This is a genomic window from Nesterenkonia alba DSM 19423 (assembly GCF_000421745.1).
Classification (GTDB): Bacteria; Actinomycetota; Actinomycetes; order Actinomycetales; family Micrococcaceae; genus Nesterenkonia; species Nesterenkonia alba.
Window position 1 is genome coordinate 125,231 of the sequence record NZ_ATXP01000006.1, and the last position, 24,025, is coordinate 149,255.

Annotated in this window: 21 protein-coding genes; 16 read left to right on the top strand and 5 right to left on the bottom strand. The window is 63.6% G+C overall.

All coding sequences use genetic code 11. The annotated features are described in order from the left end of the window. Positions 1-214 precede the first annotated feature (214 nt). From H578_RS0106530 to xerD, 9 genes are all read left to right on the top strand, one after another. A complete protein-coding gene (locus H578_RS0106530) occupies positions 215-2,116 on the top strand; it encodes a GmrSD restriction endonuclease domain-containing protein (protein ID WP_022872890.1) in 1,902 nt (633 codons plus the stop codon). 63 nt (positions 2,117-2,179) lie between these two features. Beyond that, positions 2,180-3,046 (top strand): tetratricopeptide repeat protein, encoded by an 867-nt coding sequence (locus H578_RS13825; RefSeq protein ID WP_051130815.1) that lies wholly within the window; start codon positions 2,180-2,182, stop codon positions 3,044-3,046. Next, positions 3,043-3,855 (top strand): HAD-IIA family hydrolase, encoded by an 813-nt coding sequence (locus H578_RS13830; protein ID WP_245554932.1) that lies wholly within the window; start codon positions 3,043-3,045, stop codon positions 3,853-3,855. The genes H578_RS13825 and H578_RS13830 overlap by 4 nt, the downstream gene beginning before the upstream one ends. A gap of 4 nt (positions 3,856-3,859) precedes the next feature. Continuing rightward, positions 3,860-4,051 (top strand): hypothetical protein, encoded by a 192-nt coding sequence (locus H578_RS0106545; RefSeq protein ID WP_022872891.1) that lies wholly within the window; start codon positions 3,860-3,862, stop codon positions 4,049-4,051. An 18-nt stretch (positions 4,052-4,069) separates the two neighbouring features. Next, positions 4,070-4,930, top strand: coding sequence for a TlyA family RNA methyltransferase (locus H578_RS13835; RefSeq protein ID WP_022872892.1), 861 nt, complete (start codon positions 4,070-4,072; stop codon positions 4,928-4,930). Between the two features lie 36 nt (positions 4,931-4,966). Then, positions 4,967-5,914 (top strand): NAD kinase, encoded by a 948-nt coding sequence (locus tag H578_RS13840; RefSeq protein WP_022872893.1) that lies wholly within the window; start codon positions 4,967-4,969, stop codon positions 5,912-5,914. Then, entirely contained in the window at positions 5,911-7,662 is a 1,752-nt protein-coding gene (gene recN, locus H578_RS0106560; RefSeq protein ID WP_022872894.1) for a DNA repair protein RecN, read from the top strand. The genes H578_RS13840 and recN overlap by 4 nt, the downstream gene beginning before the upstream one ends. Before the next feature lie 14 nt (positions 7,663-7,676). Next, the gene (locus H578_RS0106565; protein WP_022872895.1) at positions 7,677-9,359 is read left to right on the top strand and encodes a CTP synthase; all 1,683 of its coding nucleotides are present in this window, start codon (positions 7,677-7,679) and stop codon (positions 9,357-9,359) included. Positions 9,360-9,379: 20 nt separating this feature from the next. Beyond that, on the top strand, positions 9,380-10,339 hold the full coding sequence (gene xerD, locus H578_RS0106570; RefSeq protein ID WP_022872896.1) for a site-specific tyrosine recombinase XerD: 960 nt from the start codon (positions 9,380-9,382) through the stop codon (positions 10,337-10,339). Positions 10,340-10,378: 39 nt separating this feature from the next. Here xerD and H578_RS0106575 read toward each other — a convergent pair whose 3' ends face one another. The 3 genes from H578_RS0106575 to H578_RS0106585 form a co-directional block, all read right to left on the bottom strand. Next, positions 10,379-11,518 carry a bifunctional 2-methylcitrate synthase/citrate synthase gene (locus H578_RS0106575; RefSeq protein ID WP_022872897.1) on the bottom strand — a complete coding sequence of 380 codons (1,140 nt, stop codon included), beginning with the start codon at positions 11,516-11,518 and terminating at the stop codon, positions 10,379-10,381. Between the two features lie 84 nt (positions 11,519-11,602). After that, complete coding sequence (prpB, locus tag H578_RS0106580) at positions 11,603-12,517, bottom strand: methylisocitrate lyase (protein WP_022872898.1); 915 nt, start codon at positions 12,515-12,517, stop codon at positions 11,603-11,605. Further along, positions 12,518-14,035: an MmgE/PrpD family protein gene (locus H578_RS0106585; RefSeq protein WP_022872899.1), complete on the bottom strand. Its 1,518-nt coding sequence runs from the start codon at positions 14,033-14,035 to the stop codon at positions 12,518-12,520. Between the two features lie 196 nt (positions 14,036-14,231). On the opposite strand from H578_RS0106585, the gene H578_RS0106590 reads away from it, so the two are divergent. The 7 genes from H578_RS0106590 (at position 14,232) to der (ending at position 21,096) form a co-directional block, all read left to right on the top strand. Continuing rightward, a complete protein-coding gene (locus tag H578_RS0106590) occupies positions 14,232-15,116 on the top strand; it encodes a ParA family protein (protein ID WP_022872900.1) in 885 nt (294 codons plus the stop codon). Continuing rightward, positions 15,113-15,907 carry a segregation and condensation protein A gene (locus H578_RS13845; protein WP_022872901.1) on the top strand — a complete coding sequence of 265 codons (795 nt, stop codon included), beginning with the start codon at positions 15,113-15,115 and terminating at the stop codon, positions 15,905-15,907. The genes H578_RS0106590 and H578_RS13845 overlap by 4 nt, the downstream gene beginning before the upstream one ends. Then, entirely contained in the window at positions 15,904-16,596 is a 693-nt protein-coding gene (gene scpB, locus H578_RS0106600) for an SMC-Scp complex subunit ScpB (RefSeq protein WP_022872902.1), read from the top strand. Before H578_RS13845 ends, scpB begins: the two co-directional genes overlap by 4 nt. A 147-nt stretch (positions 16,597-16,743) precedes the next feature. After that, positions 16,744-17,790: a pseudouridine synthase gene (locus tag H578_RS13850; protein WP_022872903.1), complete on the top strand. Its 1,047-nt coding sequence runs from the start codon at positions 16,744-16,746 to the stop codon at positions 17,788-17,790. Next, a complete protein-coding gene (locus tag H578_RS0106610; protein ID WP_022872904.1) occupies positions 17,787-18,878 on the top strand; it encodes a prephenate dehydrogenase in 1,092 nt (363 codons plus the stop codon). Before H578_RS13850 ends, H578_RS0106610 begins: the two co-directional genes overlap by 4 nt. Further along, a complete protein-coding gene (cmk, locus tag H578_RS0106615; RefSeq protein ID WP_022872905.1) occupies positions 18,875-19,570 on the top strand; it encodes a (d)CMP kinase in 696 nt (231 codons plus the stop codon). The genes H578_RS0106610 and cmk overlap by 4 nt, the downstream gene beginning before the upstream one ends. Next, positions 19,567-21,096 carry a ribosome biogenesis GTPase Der gene (gene der / locus H578_RS0106620; RefSeq protein WP_022872906.1) on the top strand — a complete coding sequence of 510 codons (1,530 nt, stop codon included), beginning with the start codon at positions 19,567-19,569 and terminating at the stop codon, positions 21,094-21,096. The genes cmk and der overlap by 4 nt, the downstream gene beginning before the upstream one ends. 35 nt (positions 21,097-21,131) lie before the next feature. Here der and H578_RS0106625 read toward each other — a convergent pair whose 3' ends face one another. Both H578_RS0106625 and H578_RS0106630 read right to left on the bottom strand, forming a co-directional pair. Then, positions 21,132-23,681 carry an Ig-like domain-containing protein gene (locus H578_RS0106625; protein ID WP_022872907.1) on the bottom strand — a complete coding sequence of 850 codons (2,550 nt, stop codon included), beginning with the start codon at positions 23,679-23,681 and terminating at the stop codon, positions 21,132-21,134. A 29-nt stretch (positions 23,682-23,710) separates the two neighbouring features. Then, the coding region (locus H578_RS0106630) for an IS3 family transposase (RefSeq protein WP_022872908.1) at positions 23,711-24,025 on the bottom strand (315 nt) is incomplete at its 5' end.

A 24,025-nucleotide genomic window follows, 5' to 3' on the forward strand; every position in this document is an offset into this window, starting at 1 on the left:
CTGCGCTACGGGACTATCCCCACACCGGATGGGTCTTTTACCGTGATCGCTGATGATGCACAGTACATCCGGTGAAACCCTGCCCGATGAAACCCCGCATCCAGAGAACCCGAACCTGGCGAACCCCCTCCCAGCTTTGACCGTATGACGCGTTCAGGCGTCATACAGGCTTCGGGTCCCTCGGCGTGTCTCGCCTGCTCGCTAGGGTGTGGTTATGGGCTTCCAGACTCCGCAGGAGAACCTCAGCAAATACCTGGAGAAGACAACCAGCGGCAAAATCCAGCTGCCGGACTTCCAGCGCGGATACAAATGGGATGACGAGCGCATCCGTCAACTGCTGGTCACTATTCTGCGAGGCCACCCCATGGGAGTCGTGATGCTGCTGGACACGAATAATGACGAAGTCCGTTTCAAACCACGACCCGTCGAAGGGGTCACCCTTCCCGAATCCGTTGAACCCGAACAACTGCTGCTCGACGGCCAGCAGCGGCTGACCTCCATGACCCAGGCGCTCACCGGAGACGGCGTCGTCGCCACCAAGGACTCGCGCGGCAAATTACTGCAACGCCGATACTTCGTGGACATCGCCAAAGCCCTGGAGGGCGAAGACAGTATTGACGACGCCGTTATCTCGGTGGACGCCGACGGCAAGATCAAAACCAACTTCAACCGCGACGTCGTCCTCGACCTCTCCACCGAGGAACTTCAGCAACAACAGGGTTACTTTCCCCTCAGCGAGCTCTACTCCGACGGTGGAGCCCGGTGGATCCTCGGCATGGAGAACCGTGAACTCAGCATGGCCTTCCACGAACGGATCTTCAGCCCCGCCCGGCAGTACTCCATCCCTGCCATCCAGTTGGACCGGGACACCTCCAAAGCGGCAGTGGCCACTGTCTTTGAGAAGGTGAACACCGGTGGGCTGCCGCTGAACGTGTTCGAGCTGCTCACCGCCACCTTCGCCGGGGACAAAGTTCACTACGAGAAGTACGGTACCGACTTCCGGCTCAACGACGACTGGCGAGCCACCCAGGAACTCTTCGCCCCGTACCCGGTGCTCCACGACCTGGAGAACACCGACTTCCTGCAAGCAGTCACTTTGCTGACCACCCTGGAGCGTCAGAAGAATCAGGAGGGCACGCGCCGTTCCGCCGTCTCTGCCCGTCGTGAGGACATGCTGAAACTCACCCTCAGTGATTACCTCAGGTGGGTGGAACCGTTGCGGGAGGCGTTCATCTGGATCGCCGGATTCCTCGCTGACCGGCACATTTTTGACACCCGCTTCCTGCCCTACCGCACTCAGCTGATCCCTTTAGCGGTGATGAAAGTCCTCATGCAGGACAACGCCGACCTGCGTGGACCCCGCGACCGGATCATTCAGTGGTTCTGGTCTGGGGTGCTGGGCGAACTCTACGGGGGGACCACAGCCACTCGGTTCGCCCGTGATGTGCAAGAAGTCCCTGACTGGGCCATGCAAAAACCGGAGGCCGGGATTCCCAGCACCATTCAGGAAGCCGCCTTCGCAGAGTCCCGCCTCCACTCCCTGCGCACCCGTAACGCTGCGGCGTATAAGGGGATCTATGCCCTGCTGCTGGCCAATGAGGCCCGCGATTGGATGGAAGACAAGCGCCTGGACAAGGCCCAGCACGCCGCCCTGGAAGTCGATATTCACCACATCTTCCCGCAGAAGTGGTGCACTGACCGGGACGTCCCGGCGGAGTACCGCGAATCTATCATCAACAAGACTGCCATCAGTGCCAAGACCAACCGCAGCATCGGTGGCCGCGCCCCGAGCATCTACTTACCGGGAATTGAACGTAAGGCCCAGATTTCCTCCGAGGTGCTTGACGCGGTGCTGGACTCTCACCTCATTTCCGCTGAGGCGCTCCGTCGGGACGAATTCGCCACCTTCTTCACCGACCGGCGGCGCAGGCTCTGTGAACTCGTGGAGAACGCCATGGGCAAACCCGTCCAGCGCGACATCGAATACGGCACCGCCCAGGAAGACTCCGCACAATTCGACGACACCGATATCGCTGAGGCTCCCGATGAATCCGTCGATGCAGTCGGCGAGGTCCACGAGCCGATCTCCTCAGCTCCCAACCCTTCCGGGGAATGACCTCAGGGGCGACACCGTACTGGCTGCCGGCGTCGTACCGATCCCCGCTATCCTGTGTCGGTGATGCAACGACACCAGCGCTCCGACCGCCGAGACTCCCGGGACCGCCCCGCACGTGAGCGCCCAGAACCGAACCCACGGGATCTACGCCGGGCTAATAGTGCCGACCGCCCCCGTTCCCCGGAGATCGACGACGACGTCACCGGCAAGGAACTAGACCGGGAGGCCGCTCGGCAGCTGACCACCCTCAACGAGGCCAACCGCACGTGGGTGGCCAAGCATTTGGTGATGGCGGGTCGACTCATCGATATCGACCCCCAGCTGGCCTTGGAACATGCCCTGGCGGCCTCCCGGCGTGGGGGGCGGCTGGCGATCGTGCGTGAAGCCGTGGGGCTGACCGCTTACGCGGCAGGGGACTACGCCGAAGCTCTGCGTGAACTGCGCACCTACCGGCGGATCAGCGGAGATTCCACCCACGTGCCGGTCATCGCCGACTGTCTCCGTGGGGTGGGCAAACCGGAGAAAGCCCTGGAACTCGCCGAAGACGTCGAAAACGTTCAGCTCAGCCGAGCGACTCGAGCCGAGTTGGCTATCGTCTGCTCCGGAGCCTACGCCGACCTGGGGGACTACCAGTCCGCCGTCACCGCACTGGAAATCCCTGACCTGGACTACCAGCGGGCCTATCCGTTCTCCCCGCGGCTGTACACCGCCTACGCCGATGCCCTCGAACGCGTCGGCCGGACCGAGGAGGCCGCCCGCTGGCGTCGGCAGACCGCCGTGGCAGAGAAAGCCCTAGGCGCCGGAGCCTACGCTGAGCCGGACATTCTCGACTTCGACGACGACCCCGAAGAGTCCGTGACCCTTCCCCGAGTCGAAGACGTCGTCACCGACACCACATCGGCAGCGCACCCAGAGGGAGGAAACCTGTGAGCACGACACCACTGGCCCAACAGCATGACGCGGTGCTCTTCGACCTCGACGGAGTGCTCTACGCCGGGCCCCACGCCGTCGACGGGGCTCCCCAAGCCCTGGAGAAACTCAAAGCGCAGGGAGTACCGTGCGCGTTCGTGACGAACAACGCCTCCCGCTCCGCCGAGCAGATCGCCGAGCACCTGCGAGAGCTTGGCATCCCGGCCGCACCGGAGGAGATCTACAGCTCCGCACCGGCCGGGGTCGCCCTGTTACAGCAGCACCTCACCCGCGGGGCTAAGGTCCTGGTCACCGGCAGTCCCTCATTACGGCAGCTTTGTGAACACGCCGGGTACACCGTGGTCCACAGCGCTGATGAGGCACCGGAGGCTGTCATCCAAGGGTTCGATCCGACTCTCGGCTGGGCGGACCTGGCCGAGGCCTCCTTCGCCATCAACGCAGGGGCCCTGTGGTTCGCCACCAACCTAGACCGCAGCGTGCCGCGGGACCGCGGGATCGCACCCGCCAATGGTGCGCTGGTGGAAGCGGTCTCCTTCGCCACCGGGCAACGCCCCCGGGCGGCGGGGAAACCCGAGCCGGTGATGTTTACCCAGGCTGGAGAAGGTCTTCAGGCGCAGAACCCTCTGGTAGTTGGCGACCGACTCGACACTGACATCCTCGGCGGTAACCGTGCCGGGTACACCACCGCACTGGTCCTCACCGGCGTGGACACCACCGAAGCTGCGCAAGCAGCCGAGGGCGACCTCCGCCCGAACTGGATCATCAGCACCCTGGACGATCTGTTCACCGGCGACCACCAGAGCGTCTGAGACCATGACCGATACGACCGATCCGGTGCCCGAGCAAACCGGCGAAGAGCCCGGTGAACAAGGCGGACAACCTGGGGCACACGGCAGGGGCCAGGACCAGGTACTCAGCGTGGACACGCTTGAGGACTACATCCGCGCCGCCGAAGAACTTCACAGCGAGCTCTCCCGACGCCTCGACAACACGGCCACGGAGTAACAGTGTCACGGAGTCACGATGGCGCCCCGGCTGGATAAGGAACTCCACGCTCGCGGGATGGCTCCCAGCCGCAGCCGGGCCGCTCAGCTCATCACCTCCGGTGCGGTTCAGGTGGCCGGAGAAGTAGTGACGAAGCCCTCGACACCGGTGCAGCCCGGTGAGACCATCACCTTAACCGGTGAGGACCAGTGGGTCAGCCGTGCGGCCCATAAACTCCTCAGCGCGCTAGAGACCTTCGGAGTCGACGTGATGGGTCTGCGCTGTCTGGATGCCGGGGCCTCCACCGGTGGTTTCACCCAGGTTCTGCTCACCCGAGGGGCCGAGCATGTGGTGGCCGTCGACGTCGGACACGACCAACTTCACCCCAGCCTGAGGGCCGACCCCCGGGTGACCTCAGTGGAAGGAGTCAACCTTCGCTATACCGGCCCCGGTGATTTCGGTGCAGCCTTCGACCTCGTGGTGGCTGATCTTTCCTTCATCTCCCTGCGCTTGGTCATCGAGGCCCTGACCGATCAGACCCGCCCCGGGGGCCAACTGCTACTGATGGTTAAGCCCCAGTTTGAGGTCGGGCGGGAACACCTGGGCCGTACCGGGGTCATCACCGACCCGGAACTGCGCCGGGCAGCAGTAGAAGGCGTGATGGAGGCTGCCGACAGCGCTGGGCTTGAGTTTCACGGTCTGGCTCGCTCGGGACTGGCGGGACAGGACGGCAACCTCGAGTTTTTCCTTCACCTGCGCCGCGGGACACCGCACATGTCCGAGGGGAACAGTACGGTAGCTGCCGGAACAAGCCCAGAACCTGTGGAAACACCTGAAGGCAGGAGCCGGCTGCGGGATAGTCTGGAGGAGTTCGACTTCAGCACCCCGCCGAATGACTGAAGCCGGAACAACGCAGCATCCACGGAAGGAGGACCGGTGACCGCCGCAGATCCCCGCGCCGTGCTCGTGCTGGCCCACACCGGACGGCCAGACGCCGTCGACGCCGCCGCGACAGTCGCCGAGGATCTCCACCACGCCGGCCTACGGCCGGTGATGTTAGAACGCGATATCCGAGACCTCTCCGCCGCCGTGGGGGATCGGCTCCGGGCGGTACCGGTCGCCGTGGCAGATCGGGAGATACCCATCGAGCGCTGCGAAGTGGGGATGGTTCTAGGCGGTGACGGCTCCATCCTCCGGGCTGCTGATCTGGTGCGCGGAGTAGATCTTCCCCTGATGGGGGTCAACCTCGGGCACGTCGGATTCCTCGCCGAATCTGAACGCACCCAGCTCGGCGACTCCGTGCAATGGGTGGTGGAGCAGAACTACACCGTGGAACAGCGCATGGCTTTAGACGTCCAGGTCTTCAGCGGCAGCGACCACATTGGATCTTCCTGGGCATTGAACGAAGCCAGCATCGAAAAAGCAGCCCGGGAACGGATGATTGAACTCGTCGTCGAAATCGACGGGGCCCCGGTGTCCACTTTCGGCTGTGACGGGATCGTCATGGCCACCCCCACCGGCTCCACGGCCTATGCGTTCTCCGCCGGGGGGCCGGTGGTCTGGCCGGAGGTTCAAGCGTTAGTCCTCGCTCCCATCTCCGCCCACGCGCTCTTCGCCCGCCCCCTGGTGGTGGATCCGGGCTCCATGATGGCAGTGGAAGTCCTTCAGCGTGACGATGAACACGGTGTGCTGTGGTGCGACGGACGCCGTTCGATGACCCTGCCAGCCGGAGCGCGGGTGGAGGTCACCCGCTCCTCCAAACCCGTGCTGCTCGCCCGAGTCCATCACACCCCCTTCTCCCAACGTCTGGTGGAGAAGTTCAACCTGCCCACCACCGGCTGGCGCGGACCGGCCCGTGAAACCCCCGGTGGTGAGGCCTCATGATTGAACGGGTCACCATCAGCGGCCTGGGTGTCATCGAGCGGGCCGAGCTGGACCTCCACGCAGGTTTCAACGTGGTCACCGGTGAAACCGGGGCTGGTAAGACGATGGTGGTCACCGCGTTTGGTCTGCTGCTGGGGAGTCGGGCGGAGGCCTCCTCCGTCCGCCGGGGAGCGGATAAAGCCGCCGTGGACGCTGAACTCTACGTCGCCTCCGATCACCCCGCCCGGCAGCGGGCCGAAGAGGCCGGAGCGCTGCTCGGTGAGGAAGACGACGCCGAACCGTTGCTGCTGGGCCGGGCGGTCAGCGCCAAAGGGCGCAGCCGGGCCACAGTTTCTGGTCGGGCGGTTCCAGTCTCGGTGCTCGGTGAGATTGGAGCTGAGCTGGTCACCGTTCACGGGCAGAGTGACCAACTGCGGTTACGTTCGGCTGCAGCCCAACGAGAGGCTCTCGACCGCTACGCCGGCGAAGAGCTCCGTACCGCCCTGGAGCAATACCAGCGCGACTACCAGGAATACCAGAGTCTCTCTGCTGAGCTGAAGGAGATCACCAACCACGAGGTGGAGCGCCGTCGGGAAGCTGAGCAGCTGCACCAGGCGCTGGAGGCCATTGACGCTGTGGACCCCCAACCCGGTGAAGCTGAAGCACTGCGGGCTGAGACACTCAAACTGGAGAACCTCGAAGCCCTGCGGGAAGCCGCCCGCACCGCCCAGGAGGCACTCACCGGAGGTGACGCCGTCGCAGCAGATACCGCCCCCAACGCCTCTGCGCTTATCGAGGCGGCCTCCAGTGCACTGACTCCCGTGGTGGATCAGGATGAGGAACTGGCCCAGACCGCCCGTCAACTCAGTGAGGTCTCCACTTTGGTCACCGATGCGGCGAACCAGCTGGGCATCTACGCTGCCAGCCTCGATGACACCGGACCAGAACGCCTAGCCCACGTGCACTCACGCCGGGCGGAGATTGACCGGCTCACCCGGCTCTACGGTCCAGAAATCGATGATGTCCTTCACTGGGCCCACACCGCGCGTCAGCGCCTGGATACCCTGCACAGTGATAGCGAACGCATCGAGGAGCTCACCCAGCGCGTGGAGGAGCTCAGCACCCAGCTGTGGAACCAGGCTGAGGCCGTACGGCAGTTGCGCGTTCACGCCGCAGAGAAGCTCAGCAGCGCGGTGGGAGACGAGCTGACCGCCCTGGCGATGCCCAATGCGCGCCTCACCGTGGAGGTCACCCCCACTGAGGAACTCACCCGCTATGGTGCTGACACGGTGACCATGCTCTTAGCTCCCCACTCCGGGGCCGAGCCGATGCCTCTGGGCAAGGGAGCCTCTGGTGGTGAGCTCTCCCGGGTAATGCTCGCCCTGGAAGTGGTATTAGCCGAACAGCTCAGCGCTGGAACGTTCATCTTTGATGAAGTCGACGCCGGCGTCGGCGGCCATGCTGCGGTCCAGATTGGCCGGCGGCTGGCGACCCTGGCGCAGAAGGCCCAGGTTATCTGTGTGACCCATCTTCCCCAGGTGGCCGCCTACGCCGATCAGCACATTCGGGTCCATAAAGGTGACGGTGGCTCCACAGCAGAAGGCGTCACCGTTTCCGATGTCCGGGCTCTCTCCCAGGAAGAACGGGTCGCTGAACTCGCCCGGATGCTGGCCGGCCAACAAGACTCCCAGACTGCTCGGGCCCATGCGGCAGAGCTCCTAGAGACCGCTACAGTCGAGTTCCCCCGCAGTGGGTCGGCTGCTGACTGATAGGCTAGAACTCCGTGGCGCAGCGCAACTCTCCCAGGACTCAGAACACCCCCTTCACCACCCGGCAGATCTTTGTCACCGGGGGTGTGGTTTCCTCCCTCGGCAAAGGCCTGACCGCTTCCTCGTTAGGGCATCTGCTCAGGGCCCGGGGGCTCTCCGTGGTCATGCAGAAGCTCGACCCTTACCTCAACGTGGATCCCGGAACGATGAACCCGTTCCAGCACGGGGAAGTCTTCGTCACCGAGGACGGAGCCGAAACCGATCTCGACATCGGCCACTACGAGCGTTTCCTCGACGAAAACCTCGACGGGGTCAACAATGTGACCACCGGTCAGGTGTACTCCCGGGTCATCGAGAAAGAACGCCGCGGCGATTACCTTGGCGATACAGTCCAGGTCATCCCGCACATCACTGACGAGATCAAACGCCGCATGCGGCTGCCCGCTGAGGAACCGGGGGACAAACCGGCTCCCGACGTCATCATCACAGAAATCGGCGGCACGGTCGGTGATATCGAATCCCAGCCCTTCCTGGAGGCGGCACGGCAACTGCGCCAAGACGTCGGCCGAGAAAACGTGTTCTTCCTCCACGTCTCCCTGGTCCCTTACATCGGGCCCTCCCAAGAACTGAAGACCAAACCGACCCAGCACTCGGTGGCTGCCTTGCGCTCGTTGGGTATCCAGCCCGACGGAATCGTATTACGCAGCGACCGGGAGCTGCCCGCCGATATCCGCGGCAAGATCTCCCGAATGTGCGATGTCGACGCCGATGCCGTCATCAACTGCGCTGACGCCCCCAGCATCTACGACATCCCCCGCATCCTGCACAAACAGGCCATTGACGCCTATGTGGTCCAGTCCCTGGACCTGAAGTTCAAAGACGTGGACTGGACGAAGTGGAACCGCCTGCTCAACGTGGTGCACAACCCCGACCACGAGGTCGAGGTCGCCCTGGTGGGCAAGTACATCGACTTGCCCGATGCCTACCTCTCGGTGACCGAGGCGCTGCGGGCCGGTGGATTCGCCCACAATGCGCGCACTAAAATCCGGTGGGTGCCCTCGGATCTCTGCGCAGACCCCGATGGTGCGGCCAAGGCCTTGGCCGGTGTGGACGCGATCTGCGTACCCGGTGGATTTGGGGTCCGCGGGCTAGACGGCAAAATCGGTGCTCTGCGCTATGCCCGGGAAAACAAGCTCCCCGCTCTGGGGCTGTGCCTGGGCCTGCAGACCATGGTGATGGAATACGCCCGCAACGTGCTGGGGATGACCGAAGCCAACTCCACTGAGTTCGACCCCAACACCGCCTACCCGGTTATCGCCACCATGGCCGAGCAGAAGCAGATCGTCTCCGGTGACGGCGACCTCGGTGGGACCATGCGCCTGGGGGCGTACGACGCCGTACTCACCGAAGGAAGCGTGGTCGCCGAGACCTACGGCGCCACACAGATCTCCGAACGCCACCGGCACCGCTATGAGGTCAACAACGCCTACCGGGAGCAACTTGCCGAGGCCGGTCTGGTCTTCTCTGGCACCAGCCCGGATGGAACCCTCGTGGAGTTCGTGGAACTTCCCCGTGACACCCACCCTTACTACGTCTCCACTCAAGCCCACCCGGAGCTGAAGTCCCGGCCTACGAACCCGCACCCGCTGTTCTCCGGGCTGATCCGAGCAGGCCTGGACCGCCAGAACTCCTGGTGAGCAGTTCTCTACGGTGACCGGTGAACACGGACCCGCTGCCGCAAGCGGCTGAGCAGTACCTCATCCACCTGCGGGTAGAGCGTGGGCTGAGCGAGAACACGCTGTCGTCCTACCGTCGGGACATCATCCGCTACCTGGACTACCTCAACGCCGAAGGACTCAGCAGTCCCGGTAAGATCACCGAGTCCCGAATCGGAGACTACCTGCGGGCTCTAGCGACAGGGTCCGACGGCGGCACAGCCCTGGGGGAGACCTCTGTGGCCCGGGCCTTGGCCTCTATTCGTGGACTCCATCGGTATTGGGCTGCAGAAGGATTGACCTCCTATGACCCCGCACGTGAGGTCCAAGCGCCCAAGCTGGGCGAAAGTCTGCCTAAGGCACTCAGCGTCGATGACATCACCCGCCTGCTTGAGACTCCGAACCCGGCCACGCCGCTCGGGCTGCGAGACCGTGCCCTTCTGGAGTTTCTCTACGCCACCGGGGCACGGATTTCCGAGGCCATCGGGCTCGACGTCGACGACGTCCACCGCGCCGGGGAAGGCCCTGAGGGTCTGCTCTTGGTCCGGGTCACCGGCAAAGGCAATAAACAACGGATGGTGCCAGTGGGTAGTTACGCCCGCCAGGCGCTCAACGACTACCTCACCGCCTCCCGCCCCGCCCTGGCTGAACGGGCACAGCGTCGGCGACGTCGTCGTAGTTCCCCGGCACTGTTCCTCAACAAACTCGGCGGACGCTTATCCCGCCAGTCCGCGTGGACAGTCCTGACCAAGACGGCAGAGCAGGCCGGAATCAGCGCGGATGTCTCCCCGCACACGCTGCGCCACAGTTGCGCAACCCATCTACTCGACGGGGGTGCTGATGTCCGTACCGTCCAAGAACTGCTGGGACACGCGTCTGTGACGACAACGCAGATCTACACCAAAATCACCCAGCAGGGCCTCAGCGAACAGTACCGGCTGGCCCACCCGCGGGCACGGTGAGCCCGTTGAGTGCCGCCACGCCTGGTACGAGGTGCTCCTTTACGGCAGCTGGCGTTCCGCAGGCCCGCTGTAGGCGCTCAGCGGCCGGATCAGGGAGTTCTCCGCCCGCTGTTCCATGATGTGGGCGGTCCAGCCGGTGATCCGTGAGGCGATAAACAGTGGGGTGAACATCTCAGTGTCAAAGCCCATGAGGTGATACGTGGGACCGGCCGGGTAATCCAGGTTCGGTTTAATCCCCTTGGCCTGATCCATGGCCTGCTCGAGGCCGTCGTAAAGACCTAAAAGTTCATCCCGACCGTAGTAGTCGATCATCCGGTCCAGGGCGGCTTTCATCGTCGGGACCCGGGAGTCACCGTTCTTATAGACCCGGTGACCGAAGCCCATCACCCGGCGTTTGGCGGTCAAGGCCTCATCCATCCAGGCCTTCGCCCGAGCCGCAGCCTGTTCGCGACTCTCCTCAGCGCGGATCCCGATCTCATCAAAGGTGTGCATCACCGCCTCATTGGCACCACCATGCAGAGGGCCCTTCAGCGCGCCAATAGCTGCGGTGACCGCCGAGTGCAGATCCGAGAGGGTAGAGGTCACCACCCGGGCGGTGAAGGTGGAGGCGTTAAAGGAGTGCTCGGCGTAGAGCACCATGGAGACCCGGAAGGCATCGACCACCTCTTCAGCCGGCTCCTCTCCGAAGGTCATCCACAGGAAATTCTGGGAGTAGTCGAGATCATCCCGTGGTTCCACCGGTTCCTGTCCGCGACGACGTCGCTGATCGTAGGCCACCACCGCGGGGAACGCGGCGAAGAGCCGCTGGGCTTTGGCCAGCTCAGCCTGAGGTGAGGAATCTTCGGCATCGGGGTCGCAGGCGCCCAGCACCGAGACCGCCGTGCGGCCAACATCCATCGGGTGACAGTCCACCGGCAACAGGTCGATCGCAGAACGCACCTGCGGCATCAGCCGGCGGTGCGCCCGCTCGAACGCCATGAATTCGGACCGTTGAGCCTCAGTGGGCAGTTCCCCACTCCACAACAGCAGCGCCACATCCTCAAAGCTCAACTGCGCGGCGAGTTGCTGGACCGGATAGCCCCGGTAGAGCAAGGAGTTGGTCTCCGGATTCACCTTGGAGATAGCCGTGTGGTCAGCGACCACTCCAGCCAGTCCCTTATGGACGGTTTGCTCAGACATCCTTGTCTCCTTCGCTTGTTGAGTCCGAGTCACGGACCAGATCACCTCTGGTCGGATCACCCGAATGGGATCTCGCTGGTGAGATCATCGGGAGGCTTGTTCACCGGGGACATCGAAGTCGAAAATCCCGGTATCGAAACGGCTGTAGCCTTCGTAGTCGACCAGCTCGTAGAGCCGGGCACGCGTCATCATCTGCTCCACGGCGCGCTGCTGCGTACCATCAGCGGCGAGGACATCGAGGGTGCGTTCCACCGCCCCCATCGCCGCCCGCAAGGAGGTGACCGGGTAGATGATCAACGCCACCCCTGCCGCAGCAAGCTGATCCCGGGTGAAGAGCGCTGATTTGCCGAACTCGGTCATATTGGCCAGCACCGGCACATCAACTGCCCGGCATACCGCCTCAAATTCAGCGAGGTCTTGCATGGCTTCCGGGAAAATCGCATCCGCCCCGGCGGCGACGAGAGCTTGGGCCCGGTCGATCGCGGCAGCCAGCCCCTCTGCGGCACGGATGTCCGTGCGAGCCATAATGAGGAAGTTCTCATCCCGGCGTGCTTCCGCGGCAGCTTTGATCCGCTGGGTGGCCGTCTGGGTATCCACTGTGGCTTTGCCGTCCAGGTGGCCGCAGCGTTTGGGATTGACCTGGTCTTCGATGTGGCAGCCGGCCAGTCCTGCATTCTCCAGCTCGTGGATCGTGCGGGCCACATTCATCGGTTCCCCGAACCCGGTGTCAGCATCCACAATGGTCGGTAAGTCGCTCATCCGTGCGATCTGCCCAGCACGGGTGGCCACCTCCGTGAGAGTCGTCAGACCGATATCCGGTAGACCCAACTCATTGGCCAGCACCGCCCCGGAGACGTATAGCCCGTCGAAGCCTTTCTGCTGAATCAATGGTGCCGAGAGCGGGGTGAAGGTGCCGGGGAACTGACGTGCCGCTCCGGGAGTGAGGATCTCACGCAAGTGGGCCCGTTTGGCCTCCGGTGTGGTCTTCGCATAAAGCATTCAGAACAGTCCCTTCGGGGTGACAGAGAGGTCGACGACGCCGTCTGCAGCCTGAATATTCAATCCCACCAGTTCGTCTGCACTGAGCTGGGGCAGTTGCTGCACTGTGGTGAGGAAACGGTTGATTTCGGCGTCGTCGACGATCCCTTCAGCCAGGGTGCGGAACTTCTCGATGTACTGCCGGCGGGCGAAAGGCCGAGCTCCCAAAGGGTGGGCATCGGCCACGGCGATCTCATCGGTGATGACAGTGCCGTTGGTCAGGATGATCTCCACGGCTCCGCCGAACGCCTTCTCGGAGATGTCCAGCGAATGGTAGCGGCGCGTCCACTCCGGGTCTTCTGCAGTGGTGACTTTCTGCCACAGAGCCACTGTGTCTTCCCGTCCGGCACGTTCTGGGGCGTAGGAGTGCACGTGATGCCATGTCCCGTCTTGCAGAGCCACTGTGAAGATGTAGGGGATCGAGTGGTCAAGAGTCTCCCGTGAGGCGGAGGGGTCGTATTTCTGGGGGTCATTGGCCCCCGAACCGATCACGTAGTGGGTGTGGTGACTGGTGCGGATGACCACCGAGTCCACATTCGCCGGGTCGGTGACTTCCGGGTGCTCACGGTGCAGTTTCCGGGCCAGGTCGATCCAGGCCTGGGCCTGGTACTCCGCGGAGTGCTCCTTCGTATAGGTGTCCAGGATGGCCCGCTTTGGTTCCCCGGGGGACGGCAGCGGCACGGTGTACTCGGCATCGGGCCCGTCGAGAATCCAGGCGATGACTCCGTCCTCACCCTCATAGATGGGCACCGGGGAGGTCTGACCACGCATGGCTCGGTCCACCGCTTCCACGGCCATCTTCCCGGCAAAGGCCGGGGCGTGAGCCTTCCAGGTGGAAATTTCCCCTTTTCGGGATTGGCGGGTCGCGGTGGTGGTGTGCAGCGCCTGCCCAATGGCTTGGAAGATGGTCTCTGTCTGCAAGCCCAGTAGGGTGCCGATGCCGGCGGCCGCGGAGGGACCCAGATGGGCGACGTGGTCGATCTTGTGCTTGTGGAGGCAGATCCCCTTGACCAAGTTCACCTGGATCTCATAGCCGGTGGCGATCCCGCGCACCACGTCTGCTCCGGATCGCCCGGTGTGCTCAGCGACGGCCAGGATCGCAGGGATGTTGTCCCCCGGGTGGGAGTAGTCAGCAGCTAAGAATGTGTCGTGGAAGTCGAGTTCACGCACTGCCACCCCGTTGGCCCAGGCCGCCCATTCGGGGGAGGTTTTCTCGTCAACCCCGAACAGCGAGGCTCCCGTCCCCCCGGCAGAGACCCGGTGGGCTAGGGCTTGTCCCCGTGCGGAGACGATCGGTGCCCGGGTCAATGAGGCCACGGCGACCGCAGCATTGTCGATGACCCGGTTGATGACCATCTCGGTGACGTCGTCGTCGACGGGGACCGGATCAACGGCCACCTGAGCGATCTTATAGGCCAGTTGGTCGTCCCGGGCGAGGTTCGCCGAACTCGGGTGGACCCGTACAGTGTGCTCGATCATCCGGTGTCTTGCCCTCTCAGGTTGCTGGTCTTCAGTGCGAAAGCCTGTGATGCGTAACATACTCGTGCTCCCTGGTGACTCGGTGCAAGGGCCGTTGTTGATCCCGGGGGCAGTTGCCCGTCACATCACACGGGGTAATCTGGTCGGGTCAGTGACCACGACCGGCCCGCTGGGGCGACCCGTCAGGAGTACCACGTTGAGTTCCGAGCCGAGAGAGCTATTCACCGTCGACGGTGACGCGATCATCGGCCCCACCGGACAGCCCAAGCACGATTTCCCTGAACCCTCGGTGCTGGATGCTCACGGTCCGGCCCGGGTCATCGCCGTAGTGAACCAGAAGGGTGGGGTGGGGAAAACCACCTCGGCCATCAACCTGGGGGCTGCGCTGGCCGAGTACGGTCGGCGGGTGCTCATGGTCGACTTCGATCCCCAGGGTGCCCTCTCGGCCGGTCTAGGGGCCAACCCGCACGAGATCGACACCAGCGTGTACAACGTGCTCATGGAGAAGGGAGTCTCCGCCCGGGACGCCCTGATGAACACGCACATTCCAGACCTGGACTTACTGCCGGCCAATATCGACCTCTCGGCTGCGGAGGTCCAGCTGGTCACCGAAGTCGGACGCGAGCAAGTCCTGGAACGGGCACTCCGCGAGGTCCGCGATGACTACGACGTCATCATCATCGACTGCCAGCCCTCCCTGGGTCTGTTGACCGTCAACGCACTGACCGCCGCTCACGGAGTGATTATCCCGCTGGTGGCTGAGTTCTTCGCTCTGCGTGCGGTCGCCCTGCTGAAGGAGACCATCGAGAAGGTTCAGGACCGGATCAATCCGGATTTGGAGATCGACGGCGTCCTGGTCACCATGGTCGATCTGCGCACCACCCACGCCAAGGAAGTCATCGCCCGGATTGTGGAGGCCTTCGGGGAGAAGGTCTTTGAAACGGTCATTAAACGCTCGGTGAAGTTCCCCGATGCCACCGTGGCAGCTGAACCGATCACCAGCTACGCGCAGAAACACGACGGCGCGAAGGCCTATCGGCAACTGGCCCGTGAACTCATCTCCCGGGGAGCCTCCCCGTGACCTCGACTGTCATGGAGGCCGCTGGAGAGGACCTGGAACAGGTCTCAGGCTTTACCGTCAGCCTGGAAGAATTCTCCGGGCCCTTTGACCTGCTACTGAGCCTCATCGCCAAACGGCAACTCGATGTCACCAAAGTGGCGCTGGCCGAAGTCACCGACGAGTTCCTCGCCTATGTGCGCACCCTGGACAGCCGACGGGCGCTGGATGAGTCCAGCAGCTTTGTCTTTGTGGCCGCCACACTGCTGGATATGAAAATCGTTGAACTGCTGCCCGGAGCCACCCCGGAATCTGAGGAAGACCTCGCGGCCTTGGAAGCCCGGGATCTGCTCTTTGCTCGGCTGCTTCAGTACCGAGCGTTTAAGCAGATCGCCGATCAACTGCGGGCCGGTTTTGAGCAGAATCTGGGCCGGTTTCCGCGGCGGCCCGGGGAGCATCCGGACCTGATGGGGCTTTTACCGGAGTTGAGCTGGAACACCACGGTCGAGGACATCCGGCAGTTGGCTGAACGGGCTTTTGCTCGCAAGGAATTCGAGCCCGATGACGTCCGTTTGGACCATCTCCACGCTCACGTTGATGCTCTCGCTGAGCGGGAGGCCATGGCAGCTCAGTTGCGGCGCACCGGGCAGAGCCGGTTTAGCGATCTCATCGCCGATGCGGAGACCACGTTGATCGTCGTCGTGCGCTTTTTGGGACTGCTTGAGTTGTTCCGTGACCGGGCCGTGGAGTTCGATCAACCGGAGCCGCTGGCCGAGTTGACCATCAGTTGGGTGGGGGAGACGGCGTCGGCATGACGGAGGAACCCCGCGCAGCGGCTGAGGATTCACAACCGGCACCCACCCCGGCCCCGGCTCTGGAAGAGGCACAGGGGACCCACCTGGTAGCGCATGAGGACTATCTGGCCGCGGTGGAGGCGGTGCTCATGGTGGCCGAGGAACCCGTCACCCCGGCCGAGCTTGCCGCTGCGGTGAACCTACCGGTCCACCAAGTCCAGGCTCTGCTGGACGAACTACGGGCCGAGGCCGACGGCACACCCCTGGACTGGCCGGGGGAGCAGGACACTGCCCGTGCACCGAGGCGCCAACGCGGCTATGAGCTGCGCGAAGTCGCCGGTGGCTGGCGGTTCTATTCGCGCTCCCGGTACGCCGAGCAGGTTTCTGCTTTCGTGTTGGGCGGCCAGACCACCCGGCTCTCCCAGGCAGCCTTGGAAACCTTGGCTGTCATCGCCTACCGGCAACCGGTGACCCGGTCTGCGGTCGCAGCGATCCGGGGGGTCAACGTCGACTCGGTGGTTCGGACGCTGGTCACCCGGGGGTTACTGGACACCGCTGGAACGGACCCAGTCACCGGGGCGACGCTGTACGTCACCACCGCGGAGTTCTTAGAACGCCTGGGCCTGGATTCCATTGATGAGTTGCCTCACCTCAGCCCCCACCTGCCGGGGGTCGAGGATCTTGATGAGATCAACGACGCCGCCCCCTAGGCTTTTCCACGCCACCTCACCTCATACGCACCCTCCCTCGAGCCGGTCACACCCCTCAGGGGTGAGGCTGCGATGTGCCGGTGCGCTGATCGCTGTGAGAGCACAGGCGTCTGAAGTGACCTCAGCCGAGTCGGTAGGATAGTCGGCATGGCATCTGAGGGACGACGGCGCCGCAAGCCGGCACCGCGAGCAGTTCGCGCACCGCGCACCCCCAGAGCAGGCCAGGAGGGTGGGCCTTTCGCTGAGGAGAAACCGCAGCGCATCATCGCCTCGGGGCCGAAACGGGCCAAACTGCGTGCCGATGAGGCCGAGGAGAACTTCCGTGCCGTGCACACCGAAGACGGGACCCGCCTGCAGAAAGTGCTCGCCGCCGCCGGTGTCGCCTCTCGTCGGGTCAGTGAACAGCTCATCGCCGAAGGGCGAGTCGCAGTCAACGGCCGCATCGTCATTGAACCCGGCGTGCGCGTGGATCCCCAGGTGGTCAGCATCCACGTCGATGGGGTTCCTGTCAGTCTCGATGTGACGCACCGGTATGTCATGTTCAATAAGCCCGCCAAGGTGGTCTCCACGATGCATGACCCTCAGGGGCGCAGCAGCATTGATGACTTCCTCGATGAAGAGCACCGCGCCGCCGGGCTGTTCCACGTGGGCCGGTTGGACTACGAGACCGAGGGTCTGCTGTTACTGACCAATGACGGCGAGCTTGCCCACCGACTGACTCACCCCTCCTACGAGGTGCCCAAAACCTACCTGGTGGAGGCTGCCGGTGCCGTCAGCGTCAAGACCGCACGCAAGCTCCAATCCGGTATTGAACTCGAGGACGGTTCCATCGCGGCCGATCGGTGCTGGGTCCATACCACCACGGGAAACCGCTCCATGGTGGAGGTGACCCTGCATTCGGGACGCAACCGGATCGTGCGGCGGATGTTCGAGGCCGTCGGTCACCCGGTACAGCGGCTGGTCCGCACCGCCTTTGGGCAGATCACCATTGGAGATCAGCCTCAGGGCACTGTGCGCGATCTCGGCATCCAGGAGGTCGGGCATCTGAAAGATCTCGTCTCCGGTGAACCCCATAAGACCTCATCCTCCGAGAGCTCATCCCCGGCCGGTGCATCCGGTGGCTCTGCTGCCGACTCTGGCGCCGGTGATCCTGACTCGGGGCCCACCACCTGGACCCATGAGGGGAGCCGATGAGCGTGAGCACTGTGCTCATCCGCGGTACAGGCCTGCTCGGAGCGAGTATTGGCCTGGGCTTACGGGCCGCCGGCAGCGAGGTCTGGCTCTCGGATCCTTCCCCCACGGCCGCCCGGATTGCTGAGGACATCGGTGCTGGCACCATCTGGGACCCGGCTGCTCACCAGGCTCAGCCTGGTCTCGTCGTAGTCGCTGCTCCGCCTGAGGCGGTGCCCGGGGAAGTTTCTGCGATGCTCGCCCAGTTTGCTGACGCCGTCGTCGTCGATGTGGCCTCGATCAAGAACGCTGTCCTGGAACGGCTTAAGGAGCACGACGCCGGTGCGGACCTCAGCCGGTATGTGGGCACTCATCCCATGGCGGGCCGGGAGAGATCCGGCCCGGTGGCGGCCCGTGGCGAGTTGTTCACCTCCATGCCGTGGGTGATCTGCCCCCATGAGAGCTCCGCTGAGGATGCGGTCACCGCGGCCATGGACCTGGCGCGGACCCTGGGGGCCAGTGTGCATCGCATGGACCCAGTCACTCATGACAATGCGGTGGCGCTGATTTCTCATCTGCCGCAGATTGCTGCGTCCCTGGTGGCCTCCCGGCTGCAGGATGCACCCGCCGGGGCCTTGGCACTATCCGGGAACGGACTGCGGGATGTCACCCGGATCGCCGCGAGTGACCCGAATCTGTGGGTGCAGATCCTCTCCGGCAACGCCCCCGCGGTGGTGGAGATCCTCTACGGACTGCGCGAGGACGTCGAACGGCTCATCCGCACCCTGGAAGCCCCGGCAGCCCCGGGGGCGCAGGCTGATATTGCTCAGCTCATCGCCGAAGGCAATGCCGGGGTGGCCCGGGTTCCCGGGAAGCACGGCTCGCCGCCGCAGTCCTTCGCGGTGGTGACGGTCATCGTTGACGATAAGCCTGGTCAGATCGCCGCGGTTCTCAACGATGTCGCCCGCGCTGGCGTCAATGTTGAAGACCTGCGCATGGAGCACTCTGCCGGCCATCAGGTCGGTATGGTGGAACTCTCGGTGCTCCCGGGACGGGCCCAGCACCTGGCTGAGGCCCTGACAGACATCGGATGGAAGGTGGTTCTTTCGTGACCGACTCAGACCGGCTGGTCATCGCCGTTGACGGACCCTCCGGCTCGGGCAAGTCCAGTGTCTGCCGGGCCGCCGCCACACGCTTGGGGGCCGCCTATCTGGACACCGGGGCGATGTACCGCGCTGCCACCTGGTACTGCTTGCAGCAGGGGATCGACCTCGATGATGAGGACGCCGTGGCTGTTGCCGTGGAGGAGATGCCGCTGAAGATCTCCACCGATGCTGAGCACCAGGTCATCACCGTGGGTCAGACCGATGTCACTGAGGCGATTCGTCAGCCGCGGATTTCTGAAGCGGTCTCTGCGGTGGCCACTAACCGCAAAGCCCGGTCACTGCTGGTCGCTGCCCAGCGGCGCATTATTGATGAGGCTGGGTTTATCGTCGCTGAAGGCCGGGATATCACCACGGTGGTGGCCCCTGATGCGCAAGTCCGTGTGTTGCTGACTGCCTCTGCGGAGGCGCGGTTGCGGCGTCGTGGTCTGCAATTGGCTGCTGAGTCCGGTGCCCAGCAGAGTGAAGCGGCGTTGAAGAAGCAGGTTCTGGAGCGGGACACCAAGGACTCCGCGGCGGCGAACTTCACCGAAGCAGCCGATGGGGTTGCCGTGCTTGATTCCTCCGAGCTGACCTTCGAGGAGACGGTCGATTCGCTGATTGGCCGTGTTGAGCTGGCTCGGGAGAGCGCCTCAGCATGAGTACCGGTCCAGACAACGAGGAGTACATCCCCACTGAGTCCGATGATCGGATTGCTGAGCGGCTGGAACAGATCACCGAGGATGAGGCCGCCGCTCGGGCCGCAGCGTTGCGTGCTGGGCTTGAGGACTACGACCTCGATGAGGAAGACGCTGCCCTGCTCAGTGAGGCAGAGGACGACGACGCCGACTTCTCCCATGTGCCGGCCCCTCCGGTCCTTGCCGTGGTGGGTCGGCCCAATGTCGGTAAATCCACGCTGGTCAACCGGATCATCCGCTCCCGGGAGGCCGTGGTGGAGGACGTCCCCGGGGTCACCCGTGACCGGGTGACGTATGACGCCGAGTGGAATGGCCGCGATTTCACCGTGGTCGACACCGGCGGGTGGGAGGCCGACGCCAAGGGCATGGGCGCCCGGGTGGCGGATCAAGCGGAAATCGCCGTTGACGAGGCTGACGCGGTGCTCTTCGTGGTCGATGGCCTGGTGGGAGCCACCGCAGTGGATGAAGCCGTGGTCAAGATGCTCCGCCGGAAGAAAAAACCGGTCATCCTGGCAGCGAACAAGGTGGATGCACCACACCAGATGGGGGAGGTCTACCCGCTGTGGAATCTGGGGCTGGGGGAGCCGTATCCGGTGTCTGCATTGCACGGCACTGGCACCGGTGACCTGCTGGATGCTGCCCTGAAGGTTTTACCTGAGACGGCACAGTACGGTGGCATGATCCCAGTGGGTGGGCCCCGGCGGGTGGCGCTGGTGGGCCGGCCCAATGTGGGCAAATCCTCGTTGCTGAATCGACTGGCCGGCTCTGACCGGGTTGTGGTGGACGATGTCGCCGGCACCACCCGTGACCCGGTGGACGAGATCGTCGAACTGGGGGATGAGTCTTGGCGGTTTGTGGACACTGCGGGGATTCGGCGGCGTCAGCACATGGCCTCTGGCAGTGAGTACTACGCCATGCTACGCACCCAGCGGGCCCTGGACCGGGCTGAGGTGGCTGTGGCATTGCTGGCGGTCGATGAGCCCGTCAGTGAGCAGGACGTGCGGATCATCCAGATGGCGGTGGATTCCGGACGGGCCTTAGTTCTGGCGTATAACAAGTGGGACCTGCTGGATGATGAACGCCGCTACTACCTGGAACGGGAGATCGAGCGGGACTTAGGCCATGTGTCGTGGGCTCCGCGGGTCAATGTCTCGGCCCGTACCGGTTGGCACAAGGACAAGCTGGCCCCGGCCCTGCGCACCGCGTTGACCAATTGGGAGCAGCGGATCCCGACCGGGCGGCTCAATGCCTTCCTCGGGGAGTTGGTGGCGGCACATCCGCATCCGGTGCGGGGAGGGAAGCAGCCGCGTATTTTGTTTGGGACGCAGCCGGCCACTCGGCCTCCGAAGTTTGTGCTGTTCACCACGGGGTTTCTGGACCCGGGTTACCGCCGGTTCATCATCCGCCGACTGCGGGAGACTTTCGACTTCACCGGTACGCCCATTGAGGTGCAGATGCGCGTGCGTGAAAAACGCAAACGTCGCCGCTGACCATCCAGGGGGCATGGCCGGTCTGTGGTGTAGTACTACCTCTTTCTGCTGGGGTCAGCGTTGTGACGCAGAACAAGGCCCAACGCGCCCACCACCATCAGCAGCAAAGCTGCCAGCGCCAGCCAGCCAGTCCAGGCCGAACCGGTATCAGCCAGGTCATCCTGATCCTCCTGGTCTTCCTCCGGGTCCTGAACAGCTGAGGTCTCAGCCGGACCCGGCTCCTCAGTGGGCTCCTCCGTAGCCGTCGGCTCCTCTGTAGGAGTGGGCTCATCTGTAGGAGTCGGTTCCTCCGTCGGCGACGGCGACTCCGTCGGCTCCTCCGTAGGTGTCGGTTCCTCGGTGGGGGTCGGGTCCGGTTCTGCTGCCAGGATCTCGAAGGAGACAGATACCTCCTGGTAACCTTCAGCAGCCAGTACCACGGTGTGCTCACCGGACTCGGTGTCCTCAGGGATCTCCCAACTGAAGGTCACCGCCCCGGCCTCATCGGCAGCCTCGGTACCCAGATCCAGCGGGTCGGAGTACATGGTGCCGGTGACCTCAGTCCCGGGTTCGTAACCGGTGCCAGTGACCTCCATAGACTCACCCACAGCGACCTGATCTGCTTCCAGGATGATCTCGCCCGGGGCTAGAAGCTCATCTGTCGGTGAGGGATCATCTGTCGGCGTCGGCTCATCCGTGGGGGTAGGGTCCTCGGTCGGGGTTGGTGAGGGGTCCTCCGGTGCGGTCACCTGCACCACCGTGGTGCCAGTTACGCCACGGTACTCGGCAGTGATGGTGCGTTCACCTGCACTGGAGACAATCACCTCATCACCCACCACAACGTCGTCCTCCACCGAGGAAGACAGCGTGACGTGGTCGGTGACATCCCCAAGCACCTCACCGCCTGTATCCAGGGCTTCAACAGTCACAGTGACGGCCTCATCGACTTCAGCCTCATCCGGAGCATCAACTGCCAGGGCATCAACTGCGGAGCTGATCTCAACCTGGACCTGAACAGGGGTGAGGTCTCCCTCGTCCCCATAGCTGAAGGTCAGCTCACGGTCAGCAGGCCCATCCGGGGTGAAAGCGAAAACCACCTCAGTACCCTCGATGACATCAGCCTCCACGTCCGAGGTGATCTCGGTATCGGTAGTGACATAGCCGATCACATTGCCGTACTCATCCGAGGCCTGCACCCTGTAGGTGGCGGACTCCGCCTCGGTGACACTACGCGGACCAGTGACCGAGATCGACGCCGGGGCAGCCGGCACCATAGAGACCTCAACAGGATCAGAGTCTGAGGCCGCGAAATCACTGGTGCCTTCGTAGTGGACCACCAGGTCATAGTCACCAGCGGCCTCGAGATCCTCATGCTCCACCTCGACGGTGATGGCACCATCTTCGAGTGTGCCGGTGGCCAGGGGTGCGTCCTCATCGCGATCGGCATCCTCGTACCAGACCTCGACCTCACCAGTGGGCACCTGACCGCCCGGAACTGTGGAGTCCACCTCGATCTCAAGCACCACCGGGTCTCCAGCAGTCACCGGATCACCATCGAAGCCCACGCTGACCTCAGTAGCAGCTTGGCCCACCTCAACTGTGGCGGTGTCCTCCTCGCGTCGGTAGGTGGCAGTCAGCGTGCGTTCACCGGCACCGGTGAACGTCACCTGCTCATTGGCCACCTCGTCATCCTCAGCATCAGAACTCACAGCCGCGTACTCACTCACATCACCCAGCGGCTCGTCGTCCTCATCCAGGGCCGTGACGGTGTAGTCCACCGTTTCACCGTGCTCGATAGTCTCCGCGATGCTCAGCTCAATGGACTCCACCGCACTGGAGACCTCCACATCAATGGTGGCAGTGATCTCCGCATCGTCTGGATGGGTGAACGTCAACTCGCGGTCAGTCAGTGTCGGGGTGAAAGCGAACTCCACCACGATCTCGCCTGAATCTTCATCCACTGTGATGTCATCCGCGCCCACGGTCGAGGAGACATCACCGGCATCAAACACCACAGGCCCACGGGTATTGCCATGCTCGTCGAAAGCCTCCACCGCATAAGAGGCCATGCCGGTCTCTGCAGCAGTCCCGGGACCATCAACCTCAATGGAATAAGCGGCACCCGGGCCGACAGACACCTCAGCAGTACCGGCCTCGCCCCGGTACTCAGCAGTGATCCTCCGGTCACCGGTACCGATCACAGTGAGTTCGCCCTCGGTAATCTCATCTGCATCCACCGAGGAGACCACATCTGCATACTCGGTCACCTCGCCCAGCACATCACCGTCTTCATCCACGGCAACCACCGAGAAGTCCAGGACCTCCCGATCCACAGCAGAAGAATCAACCTCCAGATCAATGGAGTCCACCGCGCTGGAGACCTGCACATCAACAGTGTCGGTGAAGGTCTCATCAGCCTCGTCGGTGTAGGTAAAGGTCAATGTCCGATTGGTCAGTTCTTCAGGGGTGAAGACGAAGGTCACCTCAATGGTGTCCTCATCTTCGTTCAAGCTGACCTGGTCGTCGGTGATATCAGAGGTCACGCTCAGTGAATCGTCCAGCTCAGTGGTGATGTCTTCCACCTCATTGCCGTGCTCGTCTTCCAATGGAATGCCCCCGGTGTTAGGTCCAGTTCTTATGTGAGCTGCGGGGGTTGATCTTCTCTTGTGTGGCGGCAGGCTGCGGCGTAGGCCGCTGGGGGTTGGTAGCCCAGTGAGGAGTGCCGCCGGTGGTGATTGTAGTCATACTTCCAGTCGCTGATCACGACCCTCGCGTGGAGCAGGGAGTAGAAGCTGTTGATGTTCAAGCACTCATCCCGGATCCTGCTGTTGAAGGACTCCACATAGCCGTTACGCCATGGTGCCCCCGGCGGGATGTAGTGCAGTCCGACCTTCTGCCCGGCCCAGTCGGCGAGGGCCTGGCTGATCAGCTCCGGACCGTTGTCACAGCG

Coding starts and splice junctions, on each gene's coding strand:
- H578_RS0106530 (WP_022872890.1), top strand. CDS start 215: ATGGGCTTCCAGACTCCGCAGGAGAACCTCAGCAAATACCTGGAGAAG.
- H578_RS13825 (WP_051130815.1), top strand. CDS start 2,180: ATGCAACGACACCAGCGCTCCGACCGCCGAGACTCCCGGGACCGCCCC.
- H578_RS0106545 (WP_022872891.1), top strand. CDS start 3,860: ATGACCGATACGACCGATCCGGTGCCCGAGCAAACCGGCGAAGAGCCC.
- H578_RS13835 (WP_022872892.1), top strand. CDS start 4,070: ATGGCGCCCCGGCTGGATAAGGAACTCCACGCTCGCGGGATGGCTCCC.
- recN (WP_022872894.1), top strand. CDS start 5,911: ATGATTGAACGGGTCACCATCAGCGGCCTGGGTGTCATCGAGCGGGCC.
- H578_RS0106575 (WP_022872897.1), bottom strand. CDS start 11,518: ATGTCTGAGCAAACCGTCCATAAGGGACTGGCTGGAGTGGTCGCTGAC.
- prpB (WP_022872898.1), bottom strand. CDS start 12,517: ATGCTTTATGCGAAGACCACACCGGAGGCCAAACGGGCCCACTTGCGT.
- H578_RS0106585 (WP_022872899.1), bottom strand. CDS start 14,035: ATGATCGAGCACACTGTACGGGTCCACCCGAGTTCGGCGAACCTCGCC.
- scpB (WP_022872902.1), top strand. CDS start 15,904: ATGACGGAGGAACCCCGCGCAGCGGCTGAGGATTCACAACCGGCACCC.
- H578_RS13850 (WP_022872903.1), top strand. CDS start 16,744: ATGGCATCTGAGGGACGACGGCGCCGCAAGCCGGCACCGCGAGCAGTT.
- H578_RS0106610 (WP_022872904.1), top strand. CDS start 17,787: ATGAGCGTGAGCACTGTGCTCATCCGCGGTACAGGCCTGCTCGGAGCG.
- der (WP_022872906.1), top strand. CDS start 19,567: ATGAGTACCGGTCCAGACAACGAGGAGTACATCCCCACTGAGTCCGAT.